The 26,186-nt window shown below is 69.6% G+C and carries 27 protein-coding genes; 12 read left to right on the top strand and 15 right to left on the bottom strand.

All coding sequences use genetic code 11. The annotated features are described in order from the left end of the window. The 4 genes from BLT25_RS09855 to BLT25_RS09840 are packed head-to-tail and all read right to left on the bottom strand — an operon-like array spanning position 1 to position 2,639. A complete protein-coding gene (locus BLT25_RS09855; RefSeq protein WP_091044958.1) occupies positions 1 to 429 on the bottom strand; it encodes a 4'-phosphopantetheinyl transferase family protein in 429 nt (142 codons plus the stop codon). After that, the gene (locus BLT25_RS09850) at positions 429 to 1,175 is read right to left on the bottom strand and encodes an SDR family NAD(P)-dependent oxidoreductase (protein ID WP_091044954.1); all 747 of its coding nucleotides are present in this window, start codon (positions 1,173 to 1,175) and stop codon (positions 429 to 431) included. Before BLT25_RS09850 ends, BLT25_RS09855 begins: the two co-directional genes overlap by 1 nt. Beyond that, the gene (locus BLT25_RS09845; RefSeq protein ID WP_091044952.1) at positions 1,168 to 2,391 is read right to left on the bottom strand and encodes an AMP-binding protein; all 1,224 of its coding nucleotides are present in this window, start codon (positions 2,389 to 2,391) and stop codon (positions 1,168 to 1,170) included. The genes BLT25_RS09850 and BLT25_RS09845 overlap by 8 nt, the downstream gene beginning before the upstream one ends. Next, positions 2,388 to 2,639: a phosphopantetheine-binding protein gene (locus BLT25_RS09840; protein WP_008354901.1), complete on the bottom strand. Its 252-nt coding sequence runs from the start codon at positions 2,637 to 2,639 to the stop codon at positions 2,388 to 2,390. Before BLT25_RS09840 ends, BLT25_RS09845 begins: the two co-directional genes overlap by 4 nt. Positions 2,640 to 2,691: 52 nt before the next feature. On the opposite strand from BLT25_RS09840, the gene BLT25_RS09835 reads away from it, so the two are divergent. Together BLT25_RS09835 and pseI are read left to right on the top strand one after the other, a co-directional pair. Then, entirely contained in the window at positions 2,692 to 3,228 is a 537-nt protein-coding gene (locus tag BLT25_RS09835; RefSeq protein ID WP_091044950.1) for a GNAT family N-acetyltransferase, read from the top strand. A gap of 82 nt (positions 3,229 to 3,310) precedes the next feature. Continuing rightward, entirely contained in the window at positions 3,311 to 4,366 is a 1,056-nt protein-coding gene (gene pseI / locus BLT25_RS09830) for a pseudaminic acid synthase (RefSeq protein ID WP_091044948.1), read from the top strand. Between the two features lie 51 nt (positions 4,367 to 4,417). Here the strand turns inward: pseI and BLT25_RS09825 are convergent, their stop codons facing one another. After that, the gene (locus BLT25_RS09825; protein WP_091044947.1) at positions 4,418 to 5,485 is read right to left on the bottom strand and encodes a PseG/SpsG family protein; all 1,068 of its coding nucleotides are present in this window, start codon (positions 5,483 to 5,485) and stop codon (positions 4,418 to 4,420) included. 117 nt (positions 5,486 to 5,602) lie between these two features. Between BLT25_RS09825 and pseB the strand changes: the two genes are divergently transcribed. From pseB to BLT25_RS09805, 4 genes are all read left to right on the top strand, one after another. Continuing rightward, positions 5,603 to 6,628: a UDP-N-acetylglucosamine 4,6-dehydratase (inverting) gene (gene pseB, locus BLT25_RS09820; RefSeq protein ID WP_091046213.1), complete on the top strand. Its 1,026-nt coding sequence runs from the start codon at positions 5,603 to 5,605 to the stop codon at positions 6,626 to 6,628. Beyond that, on the top strand, positions 6,628 to 7,749 hold the full coding sequence (locus tag BLT25_RS09815) for a DegT/DnrJ/EryC1/StrS family aminotransferase (protein WP_091044945.1): 1,122 nt from the start codon (positions 6,628 to 6,630) through the stop codon (positions 7,747 to 7,749). Before pseB ends, BLT25_RS09815 begins: the two co-directional genes overlap by 1 nt. Then, positions 7,746 to 8,468, top strand: coding sequence for a cytidylyltransferase domain-containing protein (locus tag BLT25_RS09810; RefSeq protein ID WP_091044944.1), 723 nt, complete (start codon positions 7,746 to 7,748; stop codon positions 8,466 to 8,468). Before BLT25_RS09815 ends, BLT25_RS09810 begins: the two co-directional genes overlap by 4 nt. A gap of 75 nt (positions 8,469 to 8,543) precedes the next feature. Beyond that, a complete protein-coding gene (locus BLT25_RS09805; RefSeq protein WP_091044943.1) occupies positions 8,544 to 9,689 on the top strand; it encodes a hypothetical protein in 1,146 nt (381 codons plus the stop codon). A 13-nt stretch (positions 9,690 to 9,702) separates the two neighbouring features. Here the strand turns inward: BLT25_RS09805 and BLT25_RS09800 are convergent, their stop codons facing one another. Continuing rightward, a complete protein-coding gene (locus BLT25_RS09800; protein WP_143033697.1) occupies positions 9,703 to 12,015 on the bottom strand; it encodes a hypothetical protein in 2,313 nt (770 codons plus the stop codon). 73 nt (positions 12,016 to 12,088) lie between these two features. Between BLT25_RS09800 and BLT25_RS09795 the strand changes: the two genes are divergently transcribed. Genes BLT25_RS09795 through BLT25_RS09775 form a run of 5 tightly spaced genes read left to right on the top strand, consistent with a single transcriptional unit; the run spans position 12,089 to position 17,452 of the window. Then, positions 12,089 to 13,087, top strand: coding sequence for a glycosyltransferase (locus tag BLT25_RS09795; protein WP_091044940.1), 999 nt, complete (start codon positions 12,089 to 12,091; stop codon positions 13,085 to 13,087). Beyond that, the gene (locus tag BLT25_RS09790) at positions 13,084 to 14,166 is read left to right on the top strand and encodes an NAD-dependent epimerase/dehydratase family protein (RefSeq protein ID WP_091044938.1); all 1,083 of its coding nucleotides are present in this window, start codon (positions 13,084 to 13,086) and stop codon (positions 14,164 to 14,166) included. The genes BLT25_RS09795 and BLT25_RS09790 overlap by 4 nt, the downstream gene beginning before the upstream one ends. Then, positions 14,163 to 14,921, top strand: coding sequence for a class I SAM-dependent methyltransferase (locus BLT25_RS09785; protein ID WP_091044935.1), 759 nt, complete (start codon positions 14,163 to 14,165; stop codon positions 14,919 to 14,921). Before BLT25_RS09790 ends, BLT25_RS09785 begins: the two co-directional genes overlap by 4 nt. Positions 14,922 to 14,981: 60 nt before the next feature. Further along, the gene (locus tag BLT25_RS09780) at positions 14,982 to 15,821 is read left to right on the top strand and encodes a hypothetical protein (RefSeq protein WP_091044933.1); all 840 of its coding nucleotides are present in this window, start codon (positions 14,982 to 14,984) and stop codon (positions 15,819 to 15,821) included. Beyond that, entirely contained in the window at positions 15,818 to 17,452 is a 1,635-nt protein-coding gene (locus BLT25_RS09775) for a hypothetical protein (protein ID WP_091044931.1), read from the top strand. The genes BLT25_RS09780 and BLT25_RS09775 overlap by 4 nt, the downstream gene beginning before the upstream one ends. Positions 17,453 to 17,456: 4 nt before the next feature. Here the strand turns inward: BLT25_RS09775 and BLT25_RS09770 are convergent, their stop codons facing one another. From BLT25_RS09770 to folP, 8 genes are all read right to left on the bottom strand, one after another. Continuing rightward, positions 17,457 to 19,763: a glycosyltransferase family 2 protein gene (locus tag BLT25_RS09770; protein WP_176883761.1), complete on the bottom strand. Its 2,307-nt coding sequence runs from the start codon at positions 19,761 to 19,763 to the stop codon at positions 17,457 to 17,459. Next, the gene (locus BLT25_RS29830; RefSeq protein ID WP_176883759.1) at positions 19,756 to 20,130 is read right to left on the bottom strand and encodes a hypothetical protein; all 375 of its coding nucleotides are present in this window, start codon (positions 20,128 to 20,130) and stop codon (positions 19,756 to 19,758) included. Before BLT25_RS29830 ends, BLT25_RS09770 begins: the two co-directional genes overlap by 8 nt. Continuing rightward, on the bottom strand, positions 20,121 to 20,801 hold the full coding sequence (locus BLT25_RS09765) for a hypothetical protein (RefSeq protein WP_218131294.1): 681 nt from the start codon (positions 20,799 to 20,801) through the stop codon (positions 20,121 to 20,123). The genes BLT25_RS29830 and BLT25_RS09765 overlap by 10 nt, the downstream gene beginning before the upstream one ends. Before the next feature lie 225 nt (positions 20,802 to 21,026). Further along, positions 21,027 to 21,620, bottom strand: coding sequence for a hypothetical protein (locus tag BLT25_RS09760; protein WP_091044927.1), 594 nt, complete (start codon positions 21,618 to 21,620; stop codon positions 21,027 to 21,029). A 15-nt stretch (positions 21,621 to 21,635) separates the two neighbouring features. Then, complete coding sequence (locus BLT25_RS09755) at positions 21,636 to 22,073, bottom strand: DUF3180 domain-containing protein (protein WP_091044926.1); 438 nt, start codon at positions 22,071 to 22,073, stop codon at positions 21,636 to 21,638. A 93-nt stretch (positions 22,074 to 22,166) separates the two neighbouring features. Continuing rightward, positions 22,167 to 22,733 carry a 2-amino-4-hydroxy-6-hydroxymethyldihydropteridine diphosphokinase gene (folK, locus tag BLT25_RS09750; RefSeq protein WP_091044924.1) on the bottom strand — a complete coding sequence of 189 codons (567 nt, stop codon included), beginning with the start codon at positions 22,731 to 22,733 and terminating at the stop codon, positions 22,167 to 22,169. Further along, positions 22,730 to 23,122, bottom strand: coding sequence for a dihydroneopterin aldolase (gene folB / locus BLT25_RS09745; protein ID WP_256328529.1), 393 nt, complete (start codon positions 23,120 to 23,122; stop codon positions 22,730 to 22,732). Before folB ends, folK begins: the two co-directional genes overlap by 4 nt. Next, positions 23,119 to 23,925: a dihydropteroate synthase gene (folP, locus tag BLT25_RS09740; protein ID WP_091044922.1), complete on the bottom strand. Its 807-nt coding sequence runs from the start codon at positions 23,923 to 23,925 to the stop codon at positions 23,119 to 23,121. The genes folB and folP overlap by 4 nt, the downstream gene beginning before the upstream one ends. 105 nt (positions 23,926 to 24,030) lie before the next feature. Here folP and BLT25_RS09735 point away from each other — a divergent pair, with 105 nt between their 5' ends. Beyond that, a complete protein-coding gene (locus tag BLT25_RS09735) occupies positions 24,031 to 25,545 on the top strand; it encodes a polysaccharide pyruvyl transferase family protein (RefSeq protein ID WP_176883757.1) in 1,515 nt (504 codons plus the stop codon). On the opposite strand, the gene folE is transcribed toward BLT25_RS09735, so the two are convergent. Next, the gene (gene folE, locus BLT25_RS09730; protein WP_218131293.1) at positions 25,542 to 26,180 is read right to left on the bottom strand and encodes a GTP cyclohydrolase I FolE; all 639 of its coding nucleotides are present in this window, start codon (positions 26,178 to 26,180) and stop codon (positions 25,542 to 25,544) included. The two genes, BLT25_RS09735 and folE, sit on opposite strands and share 4 nt — an antisense overlap. Positions 26,181 to 26,186: the final 6 nt, after the last annotated feature.

The following is a 26,186-nucleotide window of genomic DNA, read 5'->3' as shown; positions in this document are numbered from 1 at the left end:
TCAGAGGTTACAGGCGAACGAACAGTCTCCCGCACTCCGGCCGATACCCCGTGGGTGACCTTCGCCATGGATTCTGCCGATCGAGACCACGATGTCGCCCGGCAGACGTGCGGTGCTCAGGCACACCCCCGCACCGGTTCGGTCGTGCCGATCAGGGTCGTCGTCGGCCATCAGGGCCACGATGTCGACGACGCCGCGGCCGGTGAGCTTCACGAGGCACTCCGCCCGGGTCCATCGCTCCCAGAACCCAGCGGTGCCGAACCGCCTCGCGAGGGCCTCCGGGACCGTACGCTCCACCTCGGCGTCGACCGCCACCGGCGTGTCGTAGGAACCCGCCCAGGCGACCACCCGGCCGTCGTGGAGGTGGCTGCGGGCGCGATAGCCGGCGAGCTCGGCATCGCTGCCGACCAGGAGTCGGCCGCCGGGCATCAGATCGAGCCGCCGCCGTCGATGACGATCGACTGACCGTTGATGTTGGTCTGCTCGAGCAGCAGCATCCGGACGGTCGGCACGACGTCCTCGGGTGTGGTCATCGCACCCGAGGGCGTACGCCGCGCGATCGACTCGAGCTGGTTCGCACCGAGCACCGCGGACATCTCCGAGGCGAAGAACCCGGGAGCGACCGAGTTGACCAGCACCCGGCCACCGAGCTCGCGGGCCAGCGAGCGGGTCGCTGCGTCGAGACCTCCCTTGGTGGCCGAGTAGGCCACCAGGCCCTGGTAGCCACGCTGTCCACAGATCGAGGTGACGTTGACGACCCGGCCCTTCAGGCCCTTGCCGATCAGGCGCCGCAGCACGAACCGGGTCAGCACCAGGGGCGCGGTCAGGTTGGTCTCGATGATCTGCGCGATCCGGTCCGACGAGGTGTGCACATGCAGCGAGTCCTGCCCGATCGCGGCGTTGTTGACCAGTCCGTCGATGACGCCGAGCCTCGCCTCGACCTCCTTGACGAACGCCTGGGCCGCCTTCTCGTCGGTCACGTCGACCGAGCCGAACTGGGTGTCCTCGGGGTACTTCGAGGCCAGCGCCTCGAGCTCGGGGGTCACCGTGCGCGCGAAGGCCGCGACCTTCACCCCGCGCTCGAGCAGGTCGGTGACGATGGCGAGACCGAGGCCGCGCGAGGCACCGGAGACCAGCACGACGGATACGGGCGGGAACGGATCGAAGTCAGACATCGCTCTTCAGGGTCTCCTTGGCCGGGATCTCGGCAAGCATCTTGATGCGCCGCGGCACGGCGTACTCGGGCAGTCGCTCGGCAGCCCAACGGGTCAGGTCGTCGGCGGTCACGCCCGAGTCCTGGCTGGCGACCACGTCGGCGACGACCATGGTCCCGACCAGGGGCGCCTTCCGGCCGCGCACGGCCGCCCAAGCGATCGCGGGATGGGACTGAAGCAGGTCGCGTACGGCACCGGCCGACACCTTGGAGCCGCCGACGTTGAGCTCGTCGCGGTCCAGGCGACCGGTGACCAGGACCCGGCCGTCCTCGATGCGGGCGGCATCGCCGGTGCGTACGGCGCCGGTCATCTCCGCACCCGAGGCGTCGGTGCCGTGATGGGGCGAGGTGATCACCAGCTCGCCGTCGACCACTGACAGTCGCGGACGACCGGGGACGTCGCGGTCGAGCCACTGCGTCGGAAAGCCCGCGCGACCGTCGTGGACGACGATCGAGGCACCGACCTCGGAGGAGGCGTAGATCCAGGACACGCGCGCGTCCGGGAAGGCCTCGCCGAGCTGGGACAGCACCGCCTGGTCGACCGGTTCACCACCGAGCGTGACCTGCTCGAGCGCGAGCTTCCGCAGCTCGGCGCCGTGACGCATCAACGTACGTCGCCAGAACGTCGGGGTCCCGGACACGGCGGTGACGCCGTGCTCGAGCGCTGGCGTCACCCAGTCGTCCAGGTCGGCAGGGTCGACGAGGACCAGTTCCTGACCGGGCACGCCCAGCCCCAGCGTGACCACCTGCCACCACGCGTAGGTGCCGGGCGAGTAGGGGCACAGCCAGGTGCGCGGCGCCAGCTCGCCGGTCACGGTCGAGAGCGACGCCAGGGTGTGACCGACCCGCTTGGGGCGGCCGGTCGACCCGGAGGTGAGCAACCAGACCCTGCCGTCCTCGGCCGCCCGGGGGCTGGTCGCGGCCTGGACGTCGTCGCCGGCGACGAGGTCGAAGCCGTCCGTACGCAGTTCCTCGGCCAGCGACTCGTCGAGCCGTCCCGCGGCGACGACGAGGAGCTCGCCGCCGTCCTTCAGAGCGGCGACCGCCGGCAGCGCATCGACGCTGTGCTCCACCGCATGGGCCGTCGGCTCCGGCCGTGGGTCGGCATGCCGGACGAGCTCACCCCAGGTCGCTCGCCTCCCCGTCCGGGCATCGACGACGAGGTTGTCGGCGATCACTGCCCCTGGATCTCCACGAGCAGGTCGAGCACGTCTCCGATCGTCTCGATCGAGCGCAGTCCGGCCGCCTCGAAGTTGAGCTCGTCGCCGATCTCGTCCTCGACCCGGAGCGCGAGCTCGGAGAAGTCGAGGGAGCGGAAGCCGATGTCGGCCAGCTTCGCGGTGTCGTCAGCGGGCAGGGTCTTCCCCTGCACGGCCAGCACCTCGCCCATGAGCTTGCGGACCGCCGGTCGGTCAAGAGTCTCCATGGCCTCGGACCATATAACGTCAGGGCGCATCCCCTGACGTCTGAGGAGACCGATGTTGAGACGGGCGACCGACGCCGATCTGCCGAACATGCTCGCCTGGCGCAACCAGGACGCGAACCGCTCGGTGAGCATCAACCAGCACCTGATCACCGCCGAGGAGCACGCCGCCTGGTGGTCCCGGGTCGCTCAGGACCCGTCGCGCCGCGTGCTGATGTTCGAGTACGCCGGCCGCCCGCTCGGCGTGGTGACCTTCTTCGACCACGATCCGGGCGCCCGGTCGGCGTCCTGGGGTTTCTACCTCGACCACGACGGCACCACCGCGGACGGCACCGCGCTGCTCGCCTGGACCAAGATCATGCGTGAGGCCGTGGCGTACGCCTTCTCCCCCGAGCCCGACGGTCTCGACATCGACCTTCTCGAGGGCGAGGTGCTCCCCCACAACGAGGCCGTCCGCGCCATGAACCGCCGGCTCGGGTTCACCGAGGGCGAGCCCTACGAGCAGACCACCGACGACGGCCTGGTGACCGCCATCCCGGTCAGCCTGCGCCGCGAGGACCGACCCACCCGACGTTCCGGCAAGGAGCAGTAATGAGCGAGCGTCAGCGAGCGACCATCAGATCTTTCATCGGGCCGCGTCCGTACTCTGGCGCTCGCGCTACGGAGGTGGCCCGATGACCCACCACGAGATCACCGTCGGGGACCGCACGATCGGTCCCGACCACGAGCCGTTCGTGATCGCGGAGATGTCCGGCAACCACGGTGGTGACCTGGAACGGGCGCTCGACATCGTGCGGGCCGCGGGCGAGGCCGGTGCGCACGCGCTCAAGATCCAGACCTACACCGCCGACACCATCACCCTGGACGTCGACACCCCCGCCTTCCGGCTCTCGGCGGACCACCCGCTGTGGCCGAACCGCCGCCTCCACGAGCTCTACGAGGAGGCGCACACGCCGTGGGACTGGCACGAGCCGATCTTCTCCCTGGCGAGCGAGCTCGGGATGGTGCCGTTCAGCGCCGCGTTCGACCCGACCGCGGTCGACTTCCTGGTCGGGCTCGGCGTACCGATGCTGAAGTCGGCCTCCTCCGAGATCACCGACCTGCCGCTGGTCCGCGCGATCGCCGAGACCGGGTTGCCGACGATCATCTCCACCGGCACGGCGACGCTCGCCGAGATCGACGCGGCGGTGCGTACGGCACGGGCGACCGGCAACGACGACCTCGTCGTGCTGGCCTGCACCGCGTCCTACCCGGCTCCTCCGGAGGCCTCCAACCTCCGCGGGATCCCGGTGCTGCGCGACGGGCTCGACGTCGCCGTCGGCCTCTCCGACCACACCCTCGGTATCGGCGCCTCGGTCGCGGCCGTCGCGCTCGGCGCGTGCGTGATCGAGAAGCACCTCACGCTCTCCCGCGAGGACGGTGCCGTCGACTCCGACTTCTCCCTGGAGCCGGACGAGTTCGCTTCGCTGGTCAGCGAGACGCGGATCGCCTGGCAGGCGCTCGGCGAGGCCCGGATCGGCCCGAAGTCGGCCGAGCGCGAGGGCCTGCGATTCCGCCGCTCGCTCTTCGTCACCCGCGACGTGAAGGCCGGGGAGAAAGTCTCCCCCGACAACGTCCGATCCGTACGTCCAGCCGACGGCCTCCCGCCGGCCGACATCGACATCGTCCTCGGTCGTCAATTCACCCAGGACGCCGCCGCCGGCACACCTCTGAGCTGGGACCTGGTCTGACCCAACGCCGAGTCGGCTCGTCATGACGAGCCGACTCGGCGCGGCTTGTGGTCAGGACGCGCCGACTCGGCGGGCTTGGACCAGGGAGAGCAGAGCATCGGCGACGTGCTCCGGCCCTCGGCCGTCGACCATTGCCCAGCAGGCGGCGCGCAGCCGCTCCCGCAGGCGTACGTCACTCAGGAGGCCGCGCATCCGAGCCACGGCGTCCGCGGAGTCGCCGTCGAGCTCGGCCAGGGTGGCGATCCCGACGGCGAGCTGTTCCTGGTCCATCCGGACGTACGCGTCCTTCTGGTTGTCGGCGACGCAGACGAACCCGACCGCCGCGCCGAGACAGAAGAGCTCCCAGGCGGAGGTCCCGGCGGCGCTGAGGACGACGTCCGAGTCGGCGACGAGCTCGGCCAGGGTGTCGGTCGGCCCGATCACGTGGACGGCCTGGCCCGGCGCCGGCACGATGCCGGCGATCTCCTCGGCCAGCTCCGCGGTGGCCGCGACGGCGGTCAGCTCCACGGCGATCCCCGCTCGCGCGACCAGGCGCACGACTCGCGGGGAGACGCCGAAGGCGTCGGTTCCACCGAAGAACGCCAGCACTCGCAGGGGCGTGTGCTCGTCGGCGGCGGCCTTGGGCGCGCTCGGACGCTGCCGGACGATCTCACGTCGCTGCTGGGCGTAGTCGAGCCCACCGAGATGCCTGGACCCCTCGGGGAGTGCCCAGGTGGAGGCCTCCGCGCCGAGGTTCTGGTCCAGGTACAGGTCGGCGGCCCGTCCGCGCGGGTCGCCGTCGGTGAGCGCCAGCAGCGGCCAGCGATCCCTCAGGTCGGCGTAGACCGAAGCCGGGAGGAGATAGGAGTCGACGACCGCCGACGACGGCTCGAGGCGGGCGAGAACGTCGCGAACATCGCCCGGTTCCGGCGACGCGATCTCGATCCCGCGGCGCCGCACCTGCTCCACGGCCCACGGCACCCGATCAAGGTCCGCGACCATCACGACGCGTACCCCTCGGGCGACGAGCTCCTCGCCGAGGGCCAGGCAGCGCATGACGTGCCCGATGCCGACATCGGGGCCGGCATCGCACACCATGGCCACGCACAGACCTTCGGCCTCGACCGATCTCACGGACATGTATGCGCAACCTCTCGGATTCGTCCGTTTCGGCGGACGGCACGGCATGTGTCACCTTTTGCGCCCCGTCTCGTTGGCGCACCAGTGAGGCCCAGAGTAGAGAGCATCCCTGTGACCGTGCCCAATTCGGAAGTCCGAGACTCCACCTCGAACAGTCATCCTCTCGACGGCGCCAGCATCCTGGTCACCGGTGGGACCGGTTCGTTCGGAAAGGCGTTCATCCGCCACGTCCTGGACAACCTCGACCCGCGGCGCGTGATCGTCTTCTCGCGTGACGAGCTGAAGCAGTACGAGTGCCGTCAGCTGTTCGGCAACGACCCGAGGCTTCGCTGGTTCATCGGCGACATCCGCGACCGCGACCGCCTGCACCGGGCGCTCCACGGCGTCGACTACGTCGTGCACGCCGCGGCGCTCAAGCAGGTCGACACCGGGGAGTACAACCCCTTCGAGTTCATCAAGACCAACGTCCTGGGCTCGCAGAACGTCGTCGAGGCCTCCATCGACGCCGGCGTCAAGAAGGTCGTCGCGCTCTCGACGGACAAGGCCTCCTCGCCGATCAACCTCTACGGCGCGACCAAGCTGACGGCCGACAAGATCTTCATCCTCGGCAACAACTACGCCTCCTCCTACGAGACCCGGTTCTCCGTGGTGCGCTACGGCAACGTGACCGGCTCGCGCGGTTCGATCATCCCGAAGTGGAAGGCGATGGCCGAGCGCGGCGAGGCCCTCGGGATCACCGACATGCGGTGCACCCGGTTCCTGATCACGCTGCCGCAAGCGGTGCAGATGGTGCTCGACACCTTCGAGATCATGCAGGGCGGCGAATTGCTCGTCCCGCACATCCCCTCCCACAAGGTCGTCGACCTGGCAGAAGCGGTCGCGCCCGGGGCCAAGCTGGTCGACATCGGACTCCGCCCCGGCGAGAAGCTCCACGAGGAGATGATCAGCCCGGAGGAGGGCCGCCGCGCGGTCAGCATCCGCGACGGGAAGTACTACGTGATCGAGCCCGAGAACCCGCAGTGGGGCTACAAGCCGATCATGGACGCCGTCCCGGTGCCCGACGGCTTCCACTGCGCCTCGGACAAGAACGACATCTGGTACGACGCCGAGGACCTCCGCAAGGTTCTGGAGTCGGGGATCTAGTGCTGCCCTACGGCCGCCAGTCGGTCTCCGAGGAGGACATCGAGGCAGTCACCGCGATCCTGCGTGGCGACTGGCTCACCACCGGGCCGACCGTCGCCGCGTTCGAGCAGGCGCTCTCCGACCTGGCCGGTGGGCACCGGGCGGTCTCGTGCACCTCCGGCACCGCCGCCCTCCACATCGCGTACGCCGCCGCCGGGGTGAGTGCCGGCGACGAGGTCGTCACCACCCCGATGACGTTCGTCGCGACCGCGTCGGGCGCCTCGCTGCTCGGCGCGAAGGTCGTCTTCGCCGACATCGAGGAGGACACCGCCCTCCTCGACCCGGCCGCGGTCGACGCGCTCGTCACCGACCGCACCAAGGTGATCGCCGCCGTCGACTACGCGGGCCATCCGGCCGACTACGCCGCTCTGCAGCCGATCGCCGACCGGGTCGGCGCGCTGACCCTCGGCGATGCCGCCCATTCGATCGGTGGATTCTCCGGCGGGCGCCCGGTCGGAGACCTGGCCGACCTGACCACGCTCTCGTTCTTCCCGACCAAGAACCTCACCACCGCCGAGGGCGGCGCGGTCGTCGCCAAGGAGGCCGCCGTCGCGCAGCGGGCCCACGAGTTCCACTTCGTGGGGCTCATGCGCGACGCGGACCGGTTCCGGATCAAGGACGAGGGGCCCTGGCACCAGGAGGTCCACGAGTTCGGGCTCAACTACCGGCTCACCGACCTGCAGTGCGCCTTCGGCCTCTCCCAGCTCAAACGGCTGGCCGGGTTCAAGCAGCGGCGCGCGGAGATCACCGCCCGCTACAACGCCGCGCTCGCCGACGTCGACGGGCTGCGGCTGCCGGTCCAGCGCGACGGCGTCGACCCGGCCTGGCACCTCTATCCGGTGCGTGTCCTCGAGGACCGTCGGCGCGAGGTGTTCGAGAAGATGCGCGCGGCCGGCATCGGCGTACAGGTCAACTACATCCCGGTCTACTGGCATCCGGTCTACGCCGACCTGGGCTACCGGCGCGGGATGTGCCCGAACGCGGAGGCGTTCTACGCCGAGGAGCTGTCCCTGCCGCTGTACCCGGACCTGACCGACGACCAGGTCGACCAGGTCGTCGAGACGCTGGTCGGAGTCCTGTGAAGACCGCGGTCATCACCCAGGCCCGCATGACCAGCACCCGCCTCCCCGGCAAGGTGCTGCGGGAGGCGGCGGGCGTCACCATGCTCGAGCATCACCTGGCCCGGCTCACCGCGGCCGGGCTCCAGGTGATCGTCGCGACCACCACCAACGTCGATGACGACCCCGTCGCCGTCCTGGCCGACAAGCTCGGCGCCGACGTCGTCCGTGGCAGCGAGCCCGACGTGCTGTCGCGCTTCGCGCTGGCGGTGCGGGAGTTCGAGCCCGACGTCGTCGTCCGGGTGACCAGCGACTGCCCGTTGATCGACGGTGAGGTCGTACGCCGCGGCATCGACGCCTGGGTCGCTGCCGACGATCCCGCGCTCTATGCCAGCAACGCCCTGGAGCGCACCTACCCACGAGGCCTCGACTTCGAGGTCTTCTCTGCGACGGCGCTGCTGGAGGCCGACGAGCTCGCGACCGAGACGCCCCACCGCGAGCACGTCACCCCGTGGCTCTACACCGACGAGGCCCGGCCCGCGCTCAACCTGCCGTGGGAGCGGGACGCCTCGGCGTACCGGATCACCCTCGACACCCCCGAGGACCTGCGGCTGCTGCAGATCCTCATCGAGGAGCACGACGCCCACCGTCTCGACACCAGTGGTCTCGTCGCCCTCCTGGAGACCCATCCCGAGCTGGTGGCGATCAACGCTCAGATCGAGCAGAAGAAGCTCGGCCAATAAGCCCCGGCGGGTAAGATTCGTGCCACGCGGGACGTCGCGCCGCACCCATCCCAGCAGCGACACTTGGAGCGGTGCATGCAGAAGACTCTGATCGTCCATTCCGGCACGTTCAAGACCGGGAGCACGGCGATCCAGACCTTCCTTGCCCGCGCGAACCGCGAGGGCACGCTGCCGCCCGAGGTCGCCTACCCGACGATCGGTCGAGGCACGCACAGCGTCCAGCACCAGAACCTCTACTCCCAGCTCCTCGGCGAGGTGCTCTTCTCGCCCGCCCTCGGCACCTGGGAGCAGCTCGTCGAGTCGATCGCCTCCGGCAGCGCCGAGACCACGGTGATCTCGTGCGAGTCGTTCTCGCTGCTCAAGCCCGAGCACATCAGCGCGATCGCCGACTACGCGCGTCAGGCGGACGCGAAGGTCCGTTGGGTCCACTACGTTCGCGATCAGGCCACCTTCTACAACGCCTTCTACGTCGAGCGGCTGATGGTGATGCGGCCCGAGCACGCCGAGCTGGTCGATCTCCCCTTCGAGGAGTTCCGCGACTGGTCACCGCTCGACATGAGCTTCCTGCGCTACGGAGAGTTCGCGGACACCATCACCACCGCCATCCCCGACGTCGACCTCCGGCTTCGCCCCTTCATCCGCAAGGAGCTCCTCGACGGGAACGCCGTCGCGGACTTCCTCCGTACGTGCGAGCTCCCGATCCAGGGCAGCGGGGCCGGTTCGAGCAATGTCGGATCCGGCTGGCGGACCGTCGAGACCGCGCGCCACCTGGCGCCGATCGTGGCGGCGGCACCGATGCGTGGCCGGCTCCGAGGTGTCGACTCCTGGAAGGCCACCCGGCTGAGGTGGATCCAGATCCTCCGAGGGGAGTTCGTCACCAGGGCCACCCAGCTCGGCTGGAACGACTCCAGCGCGGTCTACATGACCTCCGAGTTCCGCCAGGAGCTTCTCGACGACTATCGCGACGACAACCTGCTCATCGGCAAGCTCGGCGGCTTCTCCTTCACCGAGATGATCGAGCAGAGCACCTTCCCCGACTACAACATCGGCGACTACTCCGAGATCCCGGGCGATGAGGTGATGCAGGTCGTGAAGCTGGTCATGCAGGGCCTGCACACGATTCCGGAGGAGATCCAGCAGGAAGTCGAGGACGCCCGCGCCCGTCGGCGGGAGGCGGAGGCCTCACAGCGGGGCCGGCTCCGTCGCCTCCTGCGCCGTTGACCGGCCCCCGCACCTAACGCAGGTCGAACACGGAATACAGCCCACCTTTGAAGCGCGGCTGGCCGAGCTCGCGGCGTAGGCCCGGGAGATCGGCCTGGTAGCGGCGGTCGACGACGAGCCAGTCGACCCCGTGCTCGTCGCGCAGCGTGGCGATCGTCTCCGGTGACGGGTGCGTGATCGCCGCGTCGTTGGCCTCGAGCAGCTCTGGGTCCCAGAAGGGTAGGTAGGCCGAGTTGTTGAGATCCGTGGACGGCAGCCCGACCACGAGCGGGTCGATGTAGGCCCACCCCTCGACCAGGACCCGCCGCTCGGCGTACGCCGCGATCCAGAAGTTCCGGCGGTCGCAGTCGGGCACGGGCAGCCCGATGCAATGCGCGTTGGTCGCGATCAGGTCATCGGTCGGGGAGTGCTCGCGGACGAACCGTGCGGCCGCGACCCCACCCGGACCGATGATGTCGGTCGCGGCAGCCCGAGGAACCGAAGGGCCGGTGACTGCGAGAGCGACGGTCTGCGGTGCCCCGGCGAGCACGACCCCCAGCATCAACGCCACGACAGCCGGGAGCATCGCGATCGTCGAGGGCCTGGCGTACACGAGCACGACGGCGACCGCCACCGCGAGCACGAGCAGGCCGATGGCGAGCTGGGTCAGCAACGTCGGCGTGAAGACCTCCCTGCTGGCCGGCATCTCGCTGCCGACCATCAGTCTCACGGCCACGACCACGAGCCAGCCGAGAGCGGCGCAGCCGACGATCCGGGCGCCGTCGCGCAACGACAGGTCGACGGGGACGATGTCCGACAACGAGACGGCCATGACCACGGCGAGGAACCCGCTGGCGCCCAGGAGGAAGTAGGCCTGGCTCAGCGCCGGATGGCTCAGGACCATGAACGCGCCGGCACCGGCTGCCGAGGTGCCTGCCAGGAACAAGAAGTCGGGCCGTCGCCAGCCGCCACGCACCAGGGCCACGATCACCGGCACCGCGAGGAGGACGAACCCGACCGTGAAGGACACCCAGATCGCCAACGGCGCGGACCCGGGCAGGGTCTCGCCCTCCGGCAGCATCAGGATTCCCAGCCGCTGGACGGTGCTCCCGTTGAGATCGATCCCGGTCGCCCGGGTGCCGCCGCCGTAGAACAGCTGCTGGGCGACCAGGAAGACAGCGAGAGCCGATCCGAGCAGGACGCCGAGGGTGCGGACCATCCGCATGCGACGCAGCACGGCCGAGATCACCAGCGCCAGGAACAGGCCGGCGATGATCGTCGGCAGGGCGGAAGACTTCGCGCCGGCCACAGCGACCATGACGACCACGGTCAGCAACCACGGCCCCCAACGCCACCGCTCGCGCCGGATCATCTCCAGGACCAGCACCATCAGGACCATCTGGAGCGGGATCACCAACGCGTGCGTCGGGCTGTCGAACGCGCGGGTCACGGAGTCGAAGGCCAGCTGCGCGGGGCTGACCAGACTGGTCCAGCCGAAGAAGTCGGGGGTCGCCCCCGTCGCGAGGACGAGGGCAGCGACGAACCCGGTCCACTTCCGTCCCGTGAGACGAGTGGCCGCGGCGTACGCTCCACCGACCGCGAGCAGGACGAGCAGCGCGATCGACATGCTGCGCATGAGCACGATGAGCTCGATGTGCGTGACCGTCGCTGCCGACGCCAGGTGGACGTAGACGAGCCAGTGGTAGAAGAGCGGGGTGCCGTCCACCCACGGCATCTGGGCGGGAAAGTGGTGCAGCAGATCGCCTGCGATCGCAAGGTGGAAGGGCTCGTCGACGTACGGCGCCCGCAGGGCGTCGACCGGTCGCTGTGACCACACCTGGTTCGCCACCAGAAGGATCTGTACGCACGCCACCGCCGCACCTGCCCACGACCACAGGCTCGCCCGCCCGATCACCACCGGACCGGCCCGTCGGCGGCGGCGGACGACCAGCAACGCGCCGAGGAGCACCGCGACCGGATACCCGTAGATCAGGTGGGTGAGATCGAAGAGCCGCAACAGCACGTAGAGCGGAGCCTCGAGGACGAGCCCGAGAATCGTGCCGAGCACCAGGTCGTTGCCGAGGCTCGGTCCCGGCTTGGCGACCGCTCGCCACACCACGGTGCCCGGGAAGGTGAGGAACGCCAGGACGTACCCGGTGAAGAGCAGCGCGTCGCCGAGGTCGACCCCGGCGACGCGGATCGCGAGCACCAGCGTCACGCCCACGACCAGCACGCCCGGGAGCAGCCCGGACCAGGAGCCTGCGGAGAAGACACCGTCCGAGAGCGTGCGGTCCGAGGAAGGCTTCGCGTCAGGTGCGGCGCCTACGGTTGCCGGGTCTGCAGTCACGCGGGCGATCATGCCAACAAAACGCCTACACGGAGTACACCGAAGCCCCTCCGGATGCGCTATTTTCCTAGCGATGTCCCTCACCCACACCGTCTCCGTCGTCATCCCGGTCTACCGCGGTGCCGAGACGCTTCCGGAAGTGGTGAGCGAGGTCACCGACCTCGCGGAACCGTTCGTCACTCCGGACGGGCACCAGGGACGTGTCACCGAGATCCTCCTGGTCCACGACCATGGCCCGGACGCGTCCGATCTCGCCATCCGGCAGCTCGCCGAGAAGTACGACATCGTTCGCCCGATCTGGCTGAGCCGCAACTTCGGCCAGCACGCCGCGACCCTCGCCGGCTTGGCCTCCTCGGGCTCGGACTGGATCGTCACGATGGACGAGGACGGCCAGCACGACCCCGCGTACATCCGGCCGATGCTCGACACCGCGCTCAGGGAGCGCGCCGCCCTCGTCTACGCCCGCCCCACCAACGCGGCGCCGCACGGTCCGCTGCGCAACCTGACCTCGCGCGGCTCGAAGGTCGTCATCGACCGCCTCATGCCCGGTGGCAGCGCCCGGCAGTTCAACAGCTTCCGGCTGATCCTGGGCGAGTACGGCCGCAGCGTGTCCGCCTACGCCGCCAACGGGGTCTACCTGGACGTCGCGCTGAGCTGGGTGATCTCGGACGTGGCGACGTGCCCGGTGGAGCTGCGCGAGGAGGGCGAGCGGCCCTCCGGCTACAACTACCGCTCCTTGATGTCCCACTTCTGGCGGATGGTGCTCACCGGCGGCACCCGTCTGCTGCGGGCGGTCAGCATCTGCGGAGCCCTGCTCGCCGCCGCCGGCATCGTCCTCGCGGTCGTGCTGGTCGTCGCTCGTCTGGCCGGCGGGGTCCCGGTCCAGGGCTGGACCTCGTTGATGGCGGCCGTGCTGGTCTGCTCCGGCACCATCATGCTCACCCTCGGAGTGATCGCCGAATACCTCGGTGTCTCCGTCAACATGGCCATGGGCAAGCCGCTCTACGTCATCGTCAGCGACCCCGCGAACGGCCCGCTTCGCGAGACGCCCCAGCCGGGTCAGCCCGAGTGACCGACGTCCAAGCCCCCGCTGGTCGAGCCGTCGGAGCCGCTAGGCGGAGGCGTGTCGAGGGCGGCCTCGCGGCTCGACCGGCGGACCCGTCCCCATCCGGACCGCCCACGCTCGTCGTCGGTGGTGGCGGTCTGCTCGGCCGCCACGTCTGCAGCGCGCTCGAGCGCTCCGGGGTGTCCGTGCGTACGGTGAGGGTGCCCTGGCACGACCCGGTCGCCGCCCGCGCCGTCCTGAGATCTGACCTCACCGCCTTCGTCGACTCCTCGCCGGACGGGCGGGTCAACATCGCCTGGTGTGCCGGCGCAGGTGTGGTGGCCACCCCGGCTGACGAGCTCGAGACCGAGGTGGCGCTCTTCCGCGGCGTACTCGATGACCTGCGTTCTGCCCTGCGGCCCACGACCCGGCTCGCGTTCTTCTTCGCGTCCTCCGTCGGTGGCGTCTACGCCGGTTCGGCCGATCCCCCGTTCACCGAGCACTCCGAGCCTCGTCCGCTGGTGGCGTACGGCAGGGCCAAGCTGGCCATGGAGGAAGCCCTGACCGCGTTCTGCGCCGAGACCGGATCGGTGTCGCTCCTCGGCCGGATCACCAACCTCTACGGGCCCGGCCAGAAGCTCTCCAAGCCCCAAGGCCTCGTCTCTCAGCTGTGCCTGGCCCAGCTGCGCGGCACGCCACTGCCGGTCTGGGTCTCCTTCGACACCATCCGCGACTACCTCTATGTCGGCGATTGCGCGGAGATGGTCGTCGACGCCCTCGACGGTCTCCACGAGCACGCCGGGGGTGCCGAGTCGAACGCCGTCGTCAAGATCCTGGCCACCGGCACCGGCACGACCCTCTCGGCTGTCGTCGGCGAGATCAACCGGGTCTTCAGACGGCGGGCACGGCTGCGCATCCCGGGAGCCGGCACCCCCGGCCAGGCACGCGACCTGCGGGTCCGCAGCGTCGTCTGGCCAGAGCTCGACAAACGGACACAAACGCCCTTCTCCGTCGGCGTGCGTCGCATCGCCGATGAGATCGCGCTGGCCTACGCTGCTGGTACCTCCGCACCTCCGACGCACGTGAGCGAGATCTCCATCCGATGACCGAAACGGGCACGCTGCCGGGCAGCACGACGGGCGGCTCTCCCTCGATCGCGCAGAGCGACTACTGGTGGTACCGAGCGCGCACCCGGATCCTCGAGACCGTCATGAAGCCGTACGTCGGGACCCCACGCCGCCTCCTCGATGTCGGCAGTGCCGACGGACCCAGCGTCACCTGGCTCGAGGGCACCGCCGAGCACCACGTCTCGCTGGACGTCGACCCGCGTGGCCTCGCCGACGGCGGCGTGTGCGGCTCCGCGACCCGGCTGCCGTTCGCCGACGGCTCCTTCGACGTGGTCGCGGCCTTCGACGTCATCGAGCACTGCGAGCCCGAGGCCGCCGCTCTCGCCGAGATCGAGCGGGTCCTCGCCCCCGGCGGCCGCTTCCTGATGTCCGTGCCGGCGTACAACTGGGCCTGGACCCGCCACGACGACCACAACCACCACCACCGGCGCTACACCCTGCGGCGGGCGGTCGCGGCGATCACGGCAGCCGGGCTCTCGCCCGTGCGAGCGACGTACGGCTTCACGGGTACGTTTCCGATGTTCGCCGCTCAACGCCTGGTCACCCGGGTCAAGGAGCGCGGCACGGCCCGTGCCCGACAGCTTCCCGACGGCGGCGTCGCACCGCTGCCCGAGGTCTCGCCCGGGATCGAGAAGGTCCTGCTCGGCGCCACCCGCATCGACGAGCGGCTGCTGCCACGACTCGATCTGCCCTTCGGGTCCTCGGTGCTGGTCGCCGCGGTCAAGGCCGACTGAGAATGCTTACACTTCTATGGCGGGACGGTCACCGTTCGCCAGACCGTGGAGATTGAAGACTTGGACACGAGCAATCACTGGTACGGACACGCCCACATCCTCTCGGAGTACTGCGGACTCCCGTTCGAGCAGCCGCGCCCGATCTGGGGTGTGCTCCAGCACGGCTGGAACCTTCTGCACGGCTTCGGCCCGGGCCACGAGCCGCCCTACGGCTTCCCCAAGTTCGTCTGGTCCCACGCGAACCTGCGCCGGGGCCAGGCGGTCGGCTGGCGCGACTATGCGGTGATCGGCGCTCCCTGGAACTACCTGCTCGAGCTCAAGAAGGACGTCGAGCCCGTCCCTCCGGCCGACGAGCGCGAGGGAACGATCTTCTACCCGTTCCACACCTGGGACCACGGTGAGATCAACGGCGACCACGACCGGCTGATCGCGGAGATCCTGGACACCGAGGAGGGCCCGGTGACCGTCTGTCTCTACTGGATCGAGTACGACATGCCCGAGATCCGGCGCCGCTACGAGGACGCCGGCTTCCGGGTCATCTGCCACGGCAAGCGCGGCACGCTGCGTCAGGGCACCGACATCCGCTTCCTGCACAAGCAGTACGCGGAGCAGATCCGCCACCGTCGGGTCGCGTCGAACCGCCTGACCACCGCCATCTTCTACGGCGCGTCGGTCGGTTCCGAGGTCGCGGTCTACGGCGACCCGATGACCTTCGCCGACGTCAGGGACGCCAGCGTCAGGGACGGGAACGACCAGGCCAGACGTCTGTTCCCCGAGTTCCATGGCGTCGAGACCGATGCAGAGGAAGTACGCGCCACGACCGTGCGTGAGCTCGGGCTGGACGCCATGGCGTCACCCGCTGAGCTCCGCGCGCTCTTCGGATGGGAGATCACAGCATGAACGACACCGACACGCCCTCGAAGATCGGCGCCTACAGCGTCGTCTCGGGAGACATGTACGACTGGTCCGACATGGTCGGCGCTCGTACGCTCCCTCGCGGACCGGTCCTGACCCGATTCGCCGTCGCGACGGCGAGCGACGCCTCGCACCTCCTCGTCGTCGGCCCGCACGACCTCGAGCTGCTCGATGCGGCCATAGGCCGAGCCGCGACGACGACCGTCGTCCTCCGCACACATCCCGACGCGAAGCTCGTCTCCGAGCGGTACGCCGACAGGGCTGTCGATGTCGTCTGCGGCGATCTGCGTTCCTGGACCCCCGATCGGCCGGCCGACGCCGTGCTCGCGCTGGACGGGTTCGGGCGGGTCGCCACGATCGATGCGGCCCCGACGGACTGGCACGCGATCGCCGAGCACGTCGTCGGCCTGGCGACACCCGACTCGCGGCTGGCGGTGGTCGTTCCCAACCCGGCATCGCCGCTCGCCCAGCTCAGGACCGTCGCCCCGGAGGCCTCGAACGAGGATGCCGACTGGTCGTTCCCCGTCCACGATCGTGCGAACCCGTCGAGCCTCGCGGACGCCAGCGCACGGTTCGCAGGTCGCGGCTACACGCTGTGGCCCGACGTCGGTTCTCCGACCTTGGCCGCGGCTCCCGAAGCCTGTTCGGTGGCGCTCGCGGTCGCTCACGGCCGACCCTCCGACACCCCCACGCTGCGCGAAGTCCAGCCCGCTCTGGGTCGGACGCTCGACACGTTGGGGGCCGAGGCTGCTGCCGGCGGTTGGCTGGTCACGCGGGGCCTGGACCCGATCCCGGCTGTCGTCGGTGTCGATCGGACCGGTGACGAGACCTCCTGGACCGCCGCCGAGCGGTCCTGGCTGGTCGAAGCGATGCGCGACTCGGCACGCCGGGACGCCTCGGGCCTTCGCCGCCACGTACGCCTGCTGCGCGAGGCCGTGGCCGATGCGCCCGAGCGATGGTGCGGTCTGCAGGTCGACGAGATCGGCCTCGACGCCGGCCGCGTCGTCCCTGTTCACGAGTCGACGGTGAAGCTCGGCGAGTCCGCCGACGAGATCCTCCTGGGGCTGCTGGACGAGCTCGCCGCGTTCATCTGCGCGGCGGGATGGCGCCACCCCTGGCCCGCCGGTCGCGGCCGCGACGAGCTCACCGTCCTACTCGCGGCGACCATCGATGTCGCGGTGACCCCGGCGGACGTACGCACGGTGCGTCAGCAGCGGGAGTCGTCGCTGGCCTCGACCGGCATGACACCCGTGGTCGCGCCGCGGCAGGCTCCGCAGGACGCCGATCCGGGCGAGCTTCGCAGGCTGATGGACGAGAACGAGGCGCTGCAAGGCCAGGTGACCTGGTTCAAGCAGCAGATGCGTCAGCGTCAGACGATGACCCACGAGGTACGCACAGCGACCCGACGCGACGTCGCTGCGCTGAACGATCGCATCAAGGAGCTGGAGGACCAGCTGAGCGCTCGGCAGGCCCCGGCCGTCAACCGGGTCGCCAGGCGCGCCTCAACCGTCCCCGGGCGGGCACGTGCCGGCTTCGGACGCGTCCCCGGTGTCCGGCCCGCGGCACGTCTGCTCAGAAGGGCTCTCCGCGCGATCCGACGCGTGGCCGGGCGCTAGCCGGTCACACGTCGGTGGGCACCCGCGGCGCGAGCCGCAGGTGGATCTCGTCCGACCAGCCGAACTCGAGCTTCGCCGCCTCGTCAGCGGTGGGCTGAGGCACCCGTTCGGAGAGCTCACGGGCGACGACGAGCGGCTTGTGGTCGCGGCCGTCCAGCAACGACCACTGCGACGTCTCGCACGCATCGTGCTCGGCCGCAGTGCTCCGCAACACGGCCGCCGGCACGGTGATCAGGAAGACGCCGTCGCGGTCGGTCACGTCCAGGGAGACGTCGAGAGGCTTCTCCGGGGTCGGCCAGGTCCGGAGCACCGCTCCCGTGGACTCCAGCCGGGGACCGTCCGGACCACGCAGGATCAGGTCCTCACCCTGCCACCACGCGTCGTGAACGACGGGACGGTCGGGCGTCGCGGTGATCACGAAGGAACCGTTCGGGTCGCGGGTGGCGTTCACCGCGCGTCCCTTCAGCAGAGATCGAGACCCGAGGAAGTCCGGGTGCACCGGTAGCGGAGACGTACGTCCCTTCCGGGACAGCTTCACCCGGGTCGGCACGATCTCCTCCATGGGCATGTCCAGTCCGGACTTCTCGAGGACAGCCTCGACGGGCACCGTCAACCGCCACGGGGTGATGCCTCGCTCGCCCCGCTCGCCGATCGTCAGCGGGTGGGTCACCACCGAGCCGCTGCGGTCGGTGAGCGTCAGCTCCGCATGCTCAGGAGGAGCGCCTCGGAAGGCGCCCCGGACCTCGATCTCGTCGCCGAGGTCCGTGGCGTGATCCACCCAGGCGTCCGGGAGATCGCGAACGGTGACCCCGAAGCCCCCGGGGAGGCGTCCTGGGCGACACCAGCGGTTGCCGATGCGCCGCCAGCCCTGCCACCGCTCCCGACCGTCTCCCGACGTCGAAACCTGGATGACGTCGCGGACATCGCGGTTGCGGATGCTGATCATGAGGCGCCACTGGCGATCCCCCGCCAACCGCGCCGGATCGATGCTCAGCTCGAGCGTGGATCGGTCCACCTGGCCGAACGGGATCGTCCGTGGCCGCGCGACGTGGTCCACCGGGATCTTGGTGCCGGCGGGGCTCTGCAGCCACACCTTGAAGCGTGTCCGGGGCGCGAACGGGAGGGTGTTGACGCCGATGTTGACGCGGACCATGACGCGGGAACCGCTCCACCAGGCCTCGGTCGCCACCGCCTTGGCCTTCATGTACGCGGGGGCCAGGCGGAACACCGAGTCCGGGACGCCCACGGAGGCGTCCTCGAAGGACGGGAGCTTCGCGTACCAACCGTCCCTGCGGCGGGCCAGCGGCGCCAGGGTCCCGTTCTCGGCTCGATACCGGGTCAACGACGACAGCGCATCACGTCGACGGCGCTTCAGCAGGTCGAACACGAGTCGCTCGAACGGTCCCTGCCGGTCGAGGATCTGGTCGTCGATGTGCGCCAGGTAGCGCTCCGCGAGGTCGAAGATTCGCCCGGACTCCTCGGCCGGGTGGTCCTCGATGGACCGCGCCAGCACCTGGACGTCCGTCGCCGTGAGGTGTGACTTCACCAGGTCGGCCAGGTAGGGGGCGTGCTCGTCGACCATCTCGAACAGCATCTCGGCCGAACGCACGCGGTCGCCGAGGTTGTCGAGGTTCCAGTGGCTCTGGGTGATCGACGCCTCACCACCGTCGCGGTGCCGCCAGTAGTAGACCGGGTCGGCGAGGACGTCGACCTGCCGGGCGCGGATGTGTGCGGCGAGGGCGACCGGGTAGTCCTCGTAGAGCATGTCCGGGTAGCCGAGGCCGGCGGAGTCCCAGAAGTCGCGCCGGTAGACCTTGTTCCAGATGTAGCGATCGATGCCCAGGATGTGGGTGCGGCTGCAGTGGGTCGCGATGCGGGTGGTGACGAACGGTCGGCGGTGCGACCACGACTGCCAGACCGACACCGAGTCGAAGCGTCGGGCGTTGCCGGCGACGAAGTCCGACCCCGAACGCGCCAACGTGTCCGTCATCAGCTGGTAGGCGTACTCCGGCACGTAGTCGTCGGCGTCCACGAAGGCGAGCAGGTCGCCCCTGCTGTTCTCGACACCGATGTTCCGTGCGACACCGACACCGACCTTCGTCGAATGGAGCACCCGGAACCGGGGATCGCGCGATGCGAACCGATCCGCGATCTCGGCGGATCCATCGGTGGACGCGTCGTCGACCATGACCACCTCGAAGTCCGAGAAGGTCTGTGTCCGAAGCGACTCCAAGCAGGTCTGGAAGTAGGGCTCGACGTTGTGAAACGGGATGACGATACTCAGCGCAGCCTGCGATGCACTCTCAGCCAACGCGGTTGCCGTCCTCGAGACGTCGGAGCCGCTCCTCGAAACGCGTGGCAGCGGTGATGCGGGCGCGAATCTGCTCCTGCTGCCGCTGGATCTCAGCCCAGACCGCGGCGGTATCGGCGTTGCCGCCGGCCGCAGCGCCCGTCGCGACGTTGCCCCGCTCTACGGCGTCGCGCAGCGTCTCCAGACGCGCCTCGAGGGCCGCGACCTGCGGGCTGACCCGAGCGAGCTCGCGCTCGAGGTCGGCGATGCGGACGCGCTGCCGGTCCGTGATCGCACGGAGCTCCTCGATCACGGCCCGAACCCTCTCCGCGTCGGCGGCGGACCTGACCTTTCTGATGACCTCGCCGCGCAGTCGGTTCAACGCCATAGAGACACCCGTTCCTCCTTGAGCCAGTCAGTCATGACACGCGCCTCTGCCTCGATCCGATGCTCCGGACCCACCGGCGAGGTGCCGCCGACCTGGTAGGTCCACTCCCTCTGCCCGGGATTGTCGATGAACGAGAACCCTGAGAGCCGGATCTCGGACTCCGGGAACAGATTGACCGCCAGCCATGCGGCGGTGAACCCCGTGGTCGGGGCGAGCTTCTCGGCGCGCCAGGGGATGTCGAGCTCGTCGCCGATACGAGGGAGCACCTCGGCGTTCGGGATGGGCACGAAACCCAGGTCGGGCGGCCAGGACATCGGCCACACCTCGGGACGGCCGTGGAAGCGCATCGGCTCCGCGAGGAGGTAGAGACGCTCGCGGTAGCGGTCGAAGGTGAACCGCGTCGTGCGGGTGATCCGGTTCCAGAGCACCACGTCCGCCCGCGACCCCTGGACGCGCGGTTCGCCGGGCAGGTCCAGCACGAAGCTGTTGACCCGGATGACCAGGTCGGATTCGTCGATCGCCTGCGCCCGGGCATCACTGGGGCCCAGAGGAGCATTCCCGAGCACGGCGACCGAGGTCACCGGTGCCCTCTTGGCGTACGTGGTCATCAGGTCGCGCAGGTGGTCGAGGCCATCAGTGATCGTGACTGCCCTTTCGGCGATCAACGTCACCGGCTTCCCCTTTCGACGACCCTTGTCGCAGCATCACCAGAGATCGAGGGGACGCGACAGACGCGTTACCCGTTCCAGGAAATCATAACGAGCCAGTGCCCCTGCAGTTACCCACCGGAGTACCTGTTTGAGCGTCACGGCGCATTTCCAGGCGTGCCCACGCGGACCGTGGTGACGACTGTTGGAATCCCGTCACCGTTCGTACATCTGCTTGTCGGTCAGGGGTCAGGCGGACTGAGCCCCGGTCCAGCTGGTGCGCTCGGCCTCCAGCTCGGCACGTACGGCGTCGAGCTCGGACTCCAGCTCGGCGACCCGGATCGCCGCCTCCGCGGCATCCGCTTCGACGGCCTGGAGCCTCGCCTCGAGCTGTTCGCCGCGCAGCTCGGCCTGGGCGGCCCGGCGGGCCTCCTCGCCGCGGCGACGGACGGCCTCGGCGGCACGCTGGTGAGCGGCGGCCAGAGCGCCCTCGAGCTCCTCCACGGCCTGGACGCGCTCGGCGAGCTTGGCATCCATGTGCTCGCGGAACTCGGCGTTCTCCTCCGCCCGCTTCTCGGACTCGACACGGAAGGCCTGGGCCTGCTCGGCACGGTCACGCGCCCAGTCGCGGCGGGTCTGGAGAAGCTCGGAGTGGGTGATCTTGGTTGCGGCAGCGCCACAGGCGAGCCCGAGAACGGCAGCCAGCACGACAACCAGCCAGGACCCGGAGGCCACCGCGGCGGTGATCGTGACGGCGGCCAGCGCCAGCAGGCCTACAGCAACCGTCAGGCGTGTGCTGCGCTGACGCCTGCGTGTGACTGAAGTTGCGGATGGGGAAGGCATGCTTCCACGGTACGGCTAGTTTTCATCGCGTTTGCGGACCCGGCACGCGTGTTCGAGGAGTCGAGCGGCGATGAGGATCGCGGTTCCGGCCACGGCCGCGAGGGCCGAACGCACCAGCCGCTCCCCCGCTGCAGTATTGGCGTCGTAGCCCAGCCAGCTCACCGCGTACCCCAGATAGCCGCCGGCGAGGAGCGCTCCGACCAAGGTGCAGGCGCGGGCGAGCACCAGCCGGTTGACCGCCTGATGAGCCTCGATGCGTTCGCCGCGCACCTGCAGCTGGCGGTGGGTGATCCAGGCGGTCACGCCCAGGGCCGCCGCGATCAGCATCAGCACGACCGGCTGCGCCCAGGTGATGACCGGGGCCACCCCGCGCCAGGACTCCAGCACGGGGTGAGCCAGCCAACCACCCACGATCCCGATCACGGCCCACGCCGTGATGGCTCCGCCCGACATCGGGTGGAGCCGGCGCTCGTCGTCGGCGGGATCCTTCTCCGGACCCTGGTCGGGGTCCTCGGGTGCTGTGCTCAGATCCGGCTCAGATCCGGCTCAGAGCTCGAGGGCGAGGTCGTCGCGGCGGGTGATCCCGGACTGGTCGGACTGCTCCAGCAGCTCGGCGATCGGACCCACGCCGGGGAGATCGGCGCTCGGCTCCAGGTCGAGCCACGGCTTGAGCACGAAGGCTCGCTGGTGCGCACGCGGGTGCGGCAGCGTCAGCGACTCCTCCTCGAGGATCTTGTCGCCGACCGAGATGACGTCGATGTCGAGCGTGCGCGGCTCGTTGAAGATGCCGCTGCGCGAGCGTCCGTACGCGTCTTCGATGGTGAGCGCACGCTCGAGCAGGCGCGTCGGGGTGAGCGTGGTGTCGGCGAGGACGATGGCGTTGAGGTAGAGCTCGGCATCCTCGGGCGAGTCGACCGGCTCGGTCTCGTAGACCGGCGAGATCGTGGTCACCCAGACATCCGGGGTCTCGGCGAGGGTGTTCAACGCGTCCTGCAAGTTTGCCAACCGGTCCCCGAGATTGGAGCCCAGAGACAGCACCGCCCGCCGGATCGGCCGCATCTCCCCGGTGAGCGTGTCGGCGTCGATGATGTACGGGTTGGGTACCTCTGTCACGTGCTCTGCCTCCGGGTGATCGTCAGGGTGACGTCTTTGAACGTCGTTTCGATAGGCGCCCCCGGTTTGTGAACCGTAACACGTACCCAAAGTGCGCGGATGTCTGCAAGGCAGATGTCCGCGATCCGCTGGGCAAGCGTTTCGATGAGGTCCACCGGGTCGCGCTCAACATTTGTCTTGACCGCCATTGCGAGACTTCCGTAATCGACGGTGTCTTGCAAGTCGTCCGTCTCCGCGGCCTTGCGGGAATCGGTGCCGATGACCAGGTCGATGATGAACTTCTGCCCCTCGCGGCGCTCGAAGTCGAACACTCCGTGGTGGCCGAAGCACTCCAGACCGAGGATCTGGATTTCGTCCGCGGGTTCCGCAATGTTCATCGAGTGGTTCATCGAATCGTCTCCAGCTTCGCTGCCGCCGCGAGGGTGTCCCTGGCGGCACGTACGTCATGAACACGCGTGGCCCAGACACCGCGTTGCGCGAGAAAGACGGTGATCGCATCGTGAGCGTTCTCACGCTCGGTCACCGGACGCAGCGTGCCGTCGGGCGCGGCCAGCAGGCGCCCGAGGAAGGTCTTGCGGCTGGCCCCGATGAGCACCGGGAAGCCGAGCTTGTGGAACTCCTCCACGCCCGCCAGCAGCCGCCAGTTGTCGTCGGCCGTCTTGGAGAAGCCGAGCCCTGGGTCGACCACGATGTTGTCGTCCTGGATCCCGGCGGCCCGCGCCGCCTCGATCCGCTGCTCCAGCTCCGCCTTGACCGTCGCGACGACGCCGTCGGCGTAGACGAGATGGTCCTCGTGCTGCATCTCCGCGCCGTGCGCGCGCCAGTGCATCACGACGTACGTCGCACCGTGGTCGGCCGCGACCTTCAGGATCCCCGGGTCGGCCAGACCGCCCGAGACGTCGTTGATGATCTTCGCCCCGGCCTTCAGGGCCGCCTCCGCGACCTCGGGACGCATCGTGTCGACCGAGAGGGTCGCCCCCTCTCCGGCCAGCGTCTCGATGACCGGCACCACCCGGGCCAGCTCATCGGCCACCAGCGGTCTGGTCGCCCCTGGCCGGGTCGACTCTCCGCCGATGTCGAGCAGGTCGGCTCCTTGCGCCAGGAGCGCGCGACCGTGAGCCACCGCGTCATCGGTCGCCAAGAACCGTCCGCCGTCGCTGAACGAGTCGGGCGTGACGTTGACGATTCCCATGACCTGCACGTCACGACCCTATCCGGCGACGCCGGAAGGGCAGACTTGACCGGGTGGGCGCACTCAGCCAGGCTGCCCGCCGACTCATTTACCCAGGGAGGCATCGTGGCCAAGATCCTGCTCCGCTCAGCGAGGGACCCGTTCGACGTGATCGAGGCGGGCGACCCGCGTGCGTGGGGCATCGGGTTCTACGGCACGAACGTCGGGAACCTTCTCTTCGCCGACTCCACACACCGGCTCCTCAGCGTGCCCGGCACCGAGATCGTCGCGAACCGCTTCGCCCATGAGCGACGCGCGTTCACCGCCGACGAGGTCGCCGCGACCAACGATGCGTACGACCACTTCGTGGTGCCGTTGGCCAACGCCCTCCGGCCGGAGTTCACCCGTCCCCTGACCCGGCTGACTGCCTTCATCGAGCAGCTCACGATCCCGACCACCATCGTCGGCATGGGCGCGCAGCTCTCCCTCGACGACCTCGACACCGCTCCCGACGACGAGCTGGCCGCGCTCCACCGCCGGTTCATGAACAGCGTCCTCGAACGGTCCCCGAAGGTCGGCGTACGCGGCGAGATCACCGCCGCCTACCTGCGGCGGCTCGGCTACGGCGACGAGCACGTCGAGATCATCGGCTGTCCGTCGATCTACCTCAACGGCCCCGAGTTCACCGTCCGCGACGAGCGCTCCACCCCGATCGCCGACGAGGACCCGATCGCCGTCTCGATGAGCCCGCTGACCGCGCCCTGGTTCGAGACGTACGTCGATGCCTTCGCCGACCGGCACCCGGGCATGACCTACGTCGGCCAGACCCACCACGACTTCGCGATGCTCCAGTGGGGACGACACCGTCAGCCCGAGATGGGTATCGACCGCGACCACCGGCTCTACGCCGAGGACCGGACCCGGATGTTCCTCGACGCCGGATCCTGGATGCGGTTCCTGGCGACCCAGCGGTTCGCCTTCGGCACGCGTATCCACGGCAACGTCGCCGCGGTGCTCGCCGGGACTCCGGCCATGGTCGTCGCTCACGACTCACGCGTGCTGGAGCTGTGCGACTACCACGGCCTGCCCTACACGATGCTCGACTCGATCACGCCTGAGACCACCGTCGACGAGCTGTACCAGGCGGCCGACTACACCGACTTCCACAACCGCCTGGCCGACGGCTGGAAGCGGCTGACCGCGTTCCTGGACGACGCCGGCCTGGCGAACGTCGCGCAGCCCGACCAGTCGGCTGCCACGTATGACACCGAGCTCGCCGCGCTGGAGCCGGCGGCACCCGTTGCCACCCTCCGCGGGTCGGGCGAGGACGCCATCCGGCGTATCGAGGATCGGATCCACGCCCTCAAGATCGCCTCCGAGCACGCCGACACCGCCGCGAAGCGGCGGGAGAAGGAGCTGTCGAAGAAGCTCACGGCGTCGGCGAAGAGCCAGGCCAAGCGCATCGCGGCTCTCGAGTCGACCACCCGCAAGCAGCAGGCCCGGATCGAACGGCAGGCCGGCCGCCTGGACCGCCAGCGGACCCTGATCCAAGAGCTGCGCGCAGACCTCGCTCGCCACCAGGAGCGAGCGGGCCTGCGCGGCTTCGTCCGACGGGTTCGCCGCCGGCTGGGTCGCTCCTAGCGGGTCCCGCCCCGGATCAGGGCCATGGCCTCGGCCCGGGTGGTGGCGTTGGAGCGCATCGTGCCGCGTACGGCACTGGTGATCGTGCGGGCGCCGGCCTTCTTGACGCCGCGCATCGTCATGCACAGGTGCTCGGCCTCGATCACCACGATGACGCCGCGCGCCTCGAGGATCTCGGTGAGCGCGTCGGCCACCTGGGTGGTGAGCCGCTCCTGCACCTGCGGCCGCTTGGCGTAGACGTCGACCAGCCGGGCCAGCTTGGACAGGCCGGTGATCTTGCCGGAGCTCGCCGGGATGTAGCCGACATGGGCGACACCGGTGAACGGCACCAGGTGGTGCTCGCACATCGACCACAGCTCGATGTCGCGGACCAGGACCATCTCGTCGTGGCCGAGGTCGAAGGTCGTGGTGAGGACCTCCTCGGGCGTCTGGTGCAGCCCGCGGGTCACCTCCTGGTAGGCGCGGGCGACCCGGGCGGGAGTCTCGAGCAGCCCTTCGCGGTCGGGGTCCTCCCCGATCGCGTAGAGCAGCTCACGCACGGCCGCCTCGGCCCGCTTCTGGTCGAACACCGGTACGTCCGCCACGTCCCGCTCGGGGACATGGACGGGCGCTACGTCATCGAAATTGTCGGACATGTGCTC

Origin of the sequence: Nocardioides sp. YR527, from assembly GCF_900101045.1 — a bacterium.
Classification (GTDB): Bacteria; Actinomycetota; Actinomycetes; order Propionibacteriales; family Nocardioidaceae; genus Nocardioides.
The sequence above is the reverse complement of the archived record's forward strand: the minus strand, read 5'-3'. Positions and strand labels throughout refer to the sequence as shown.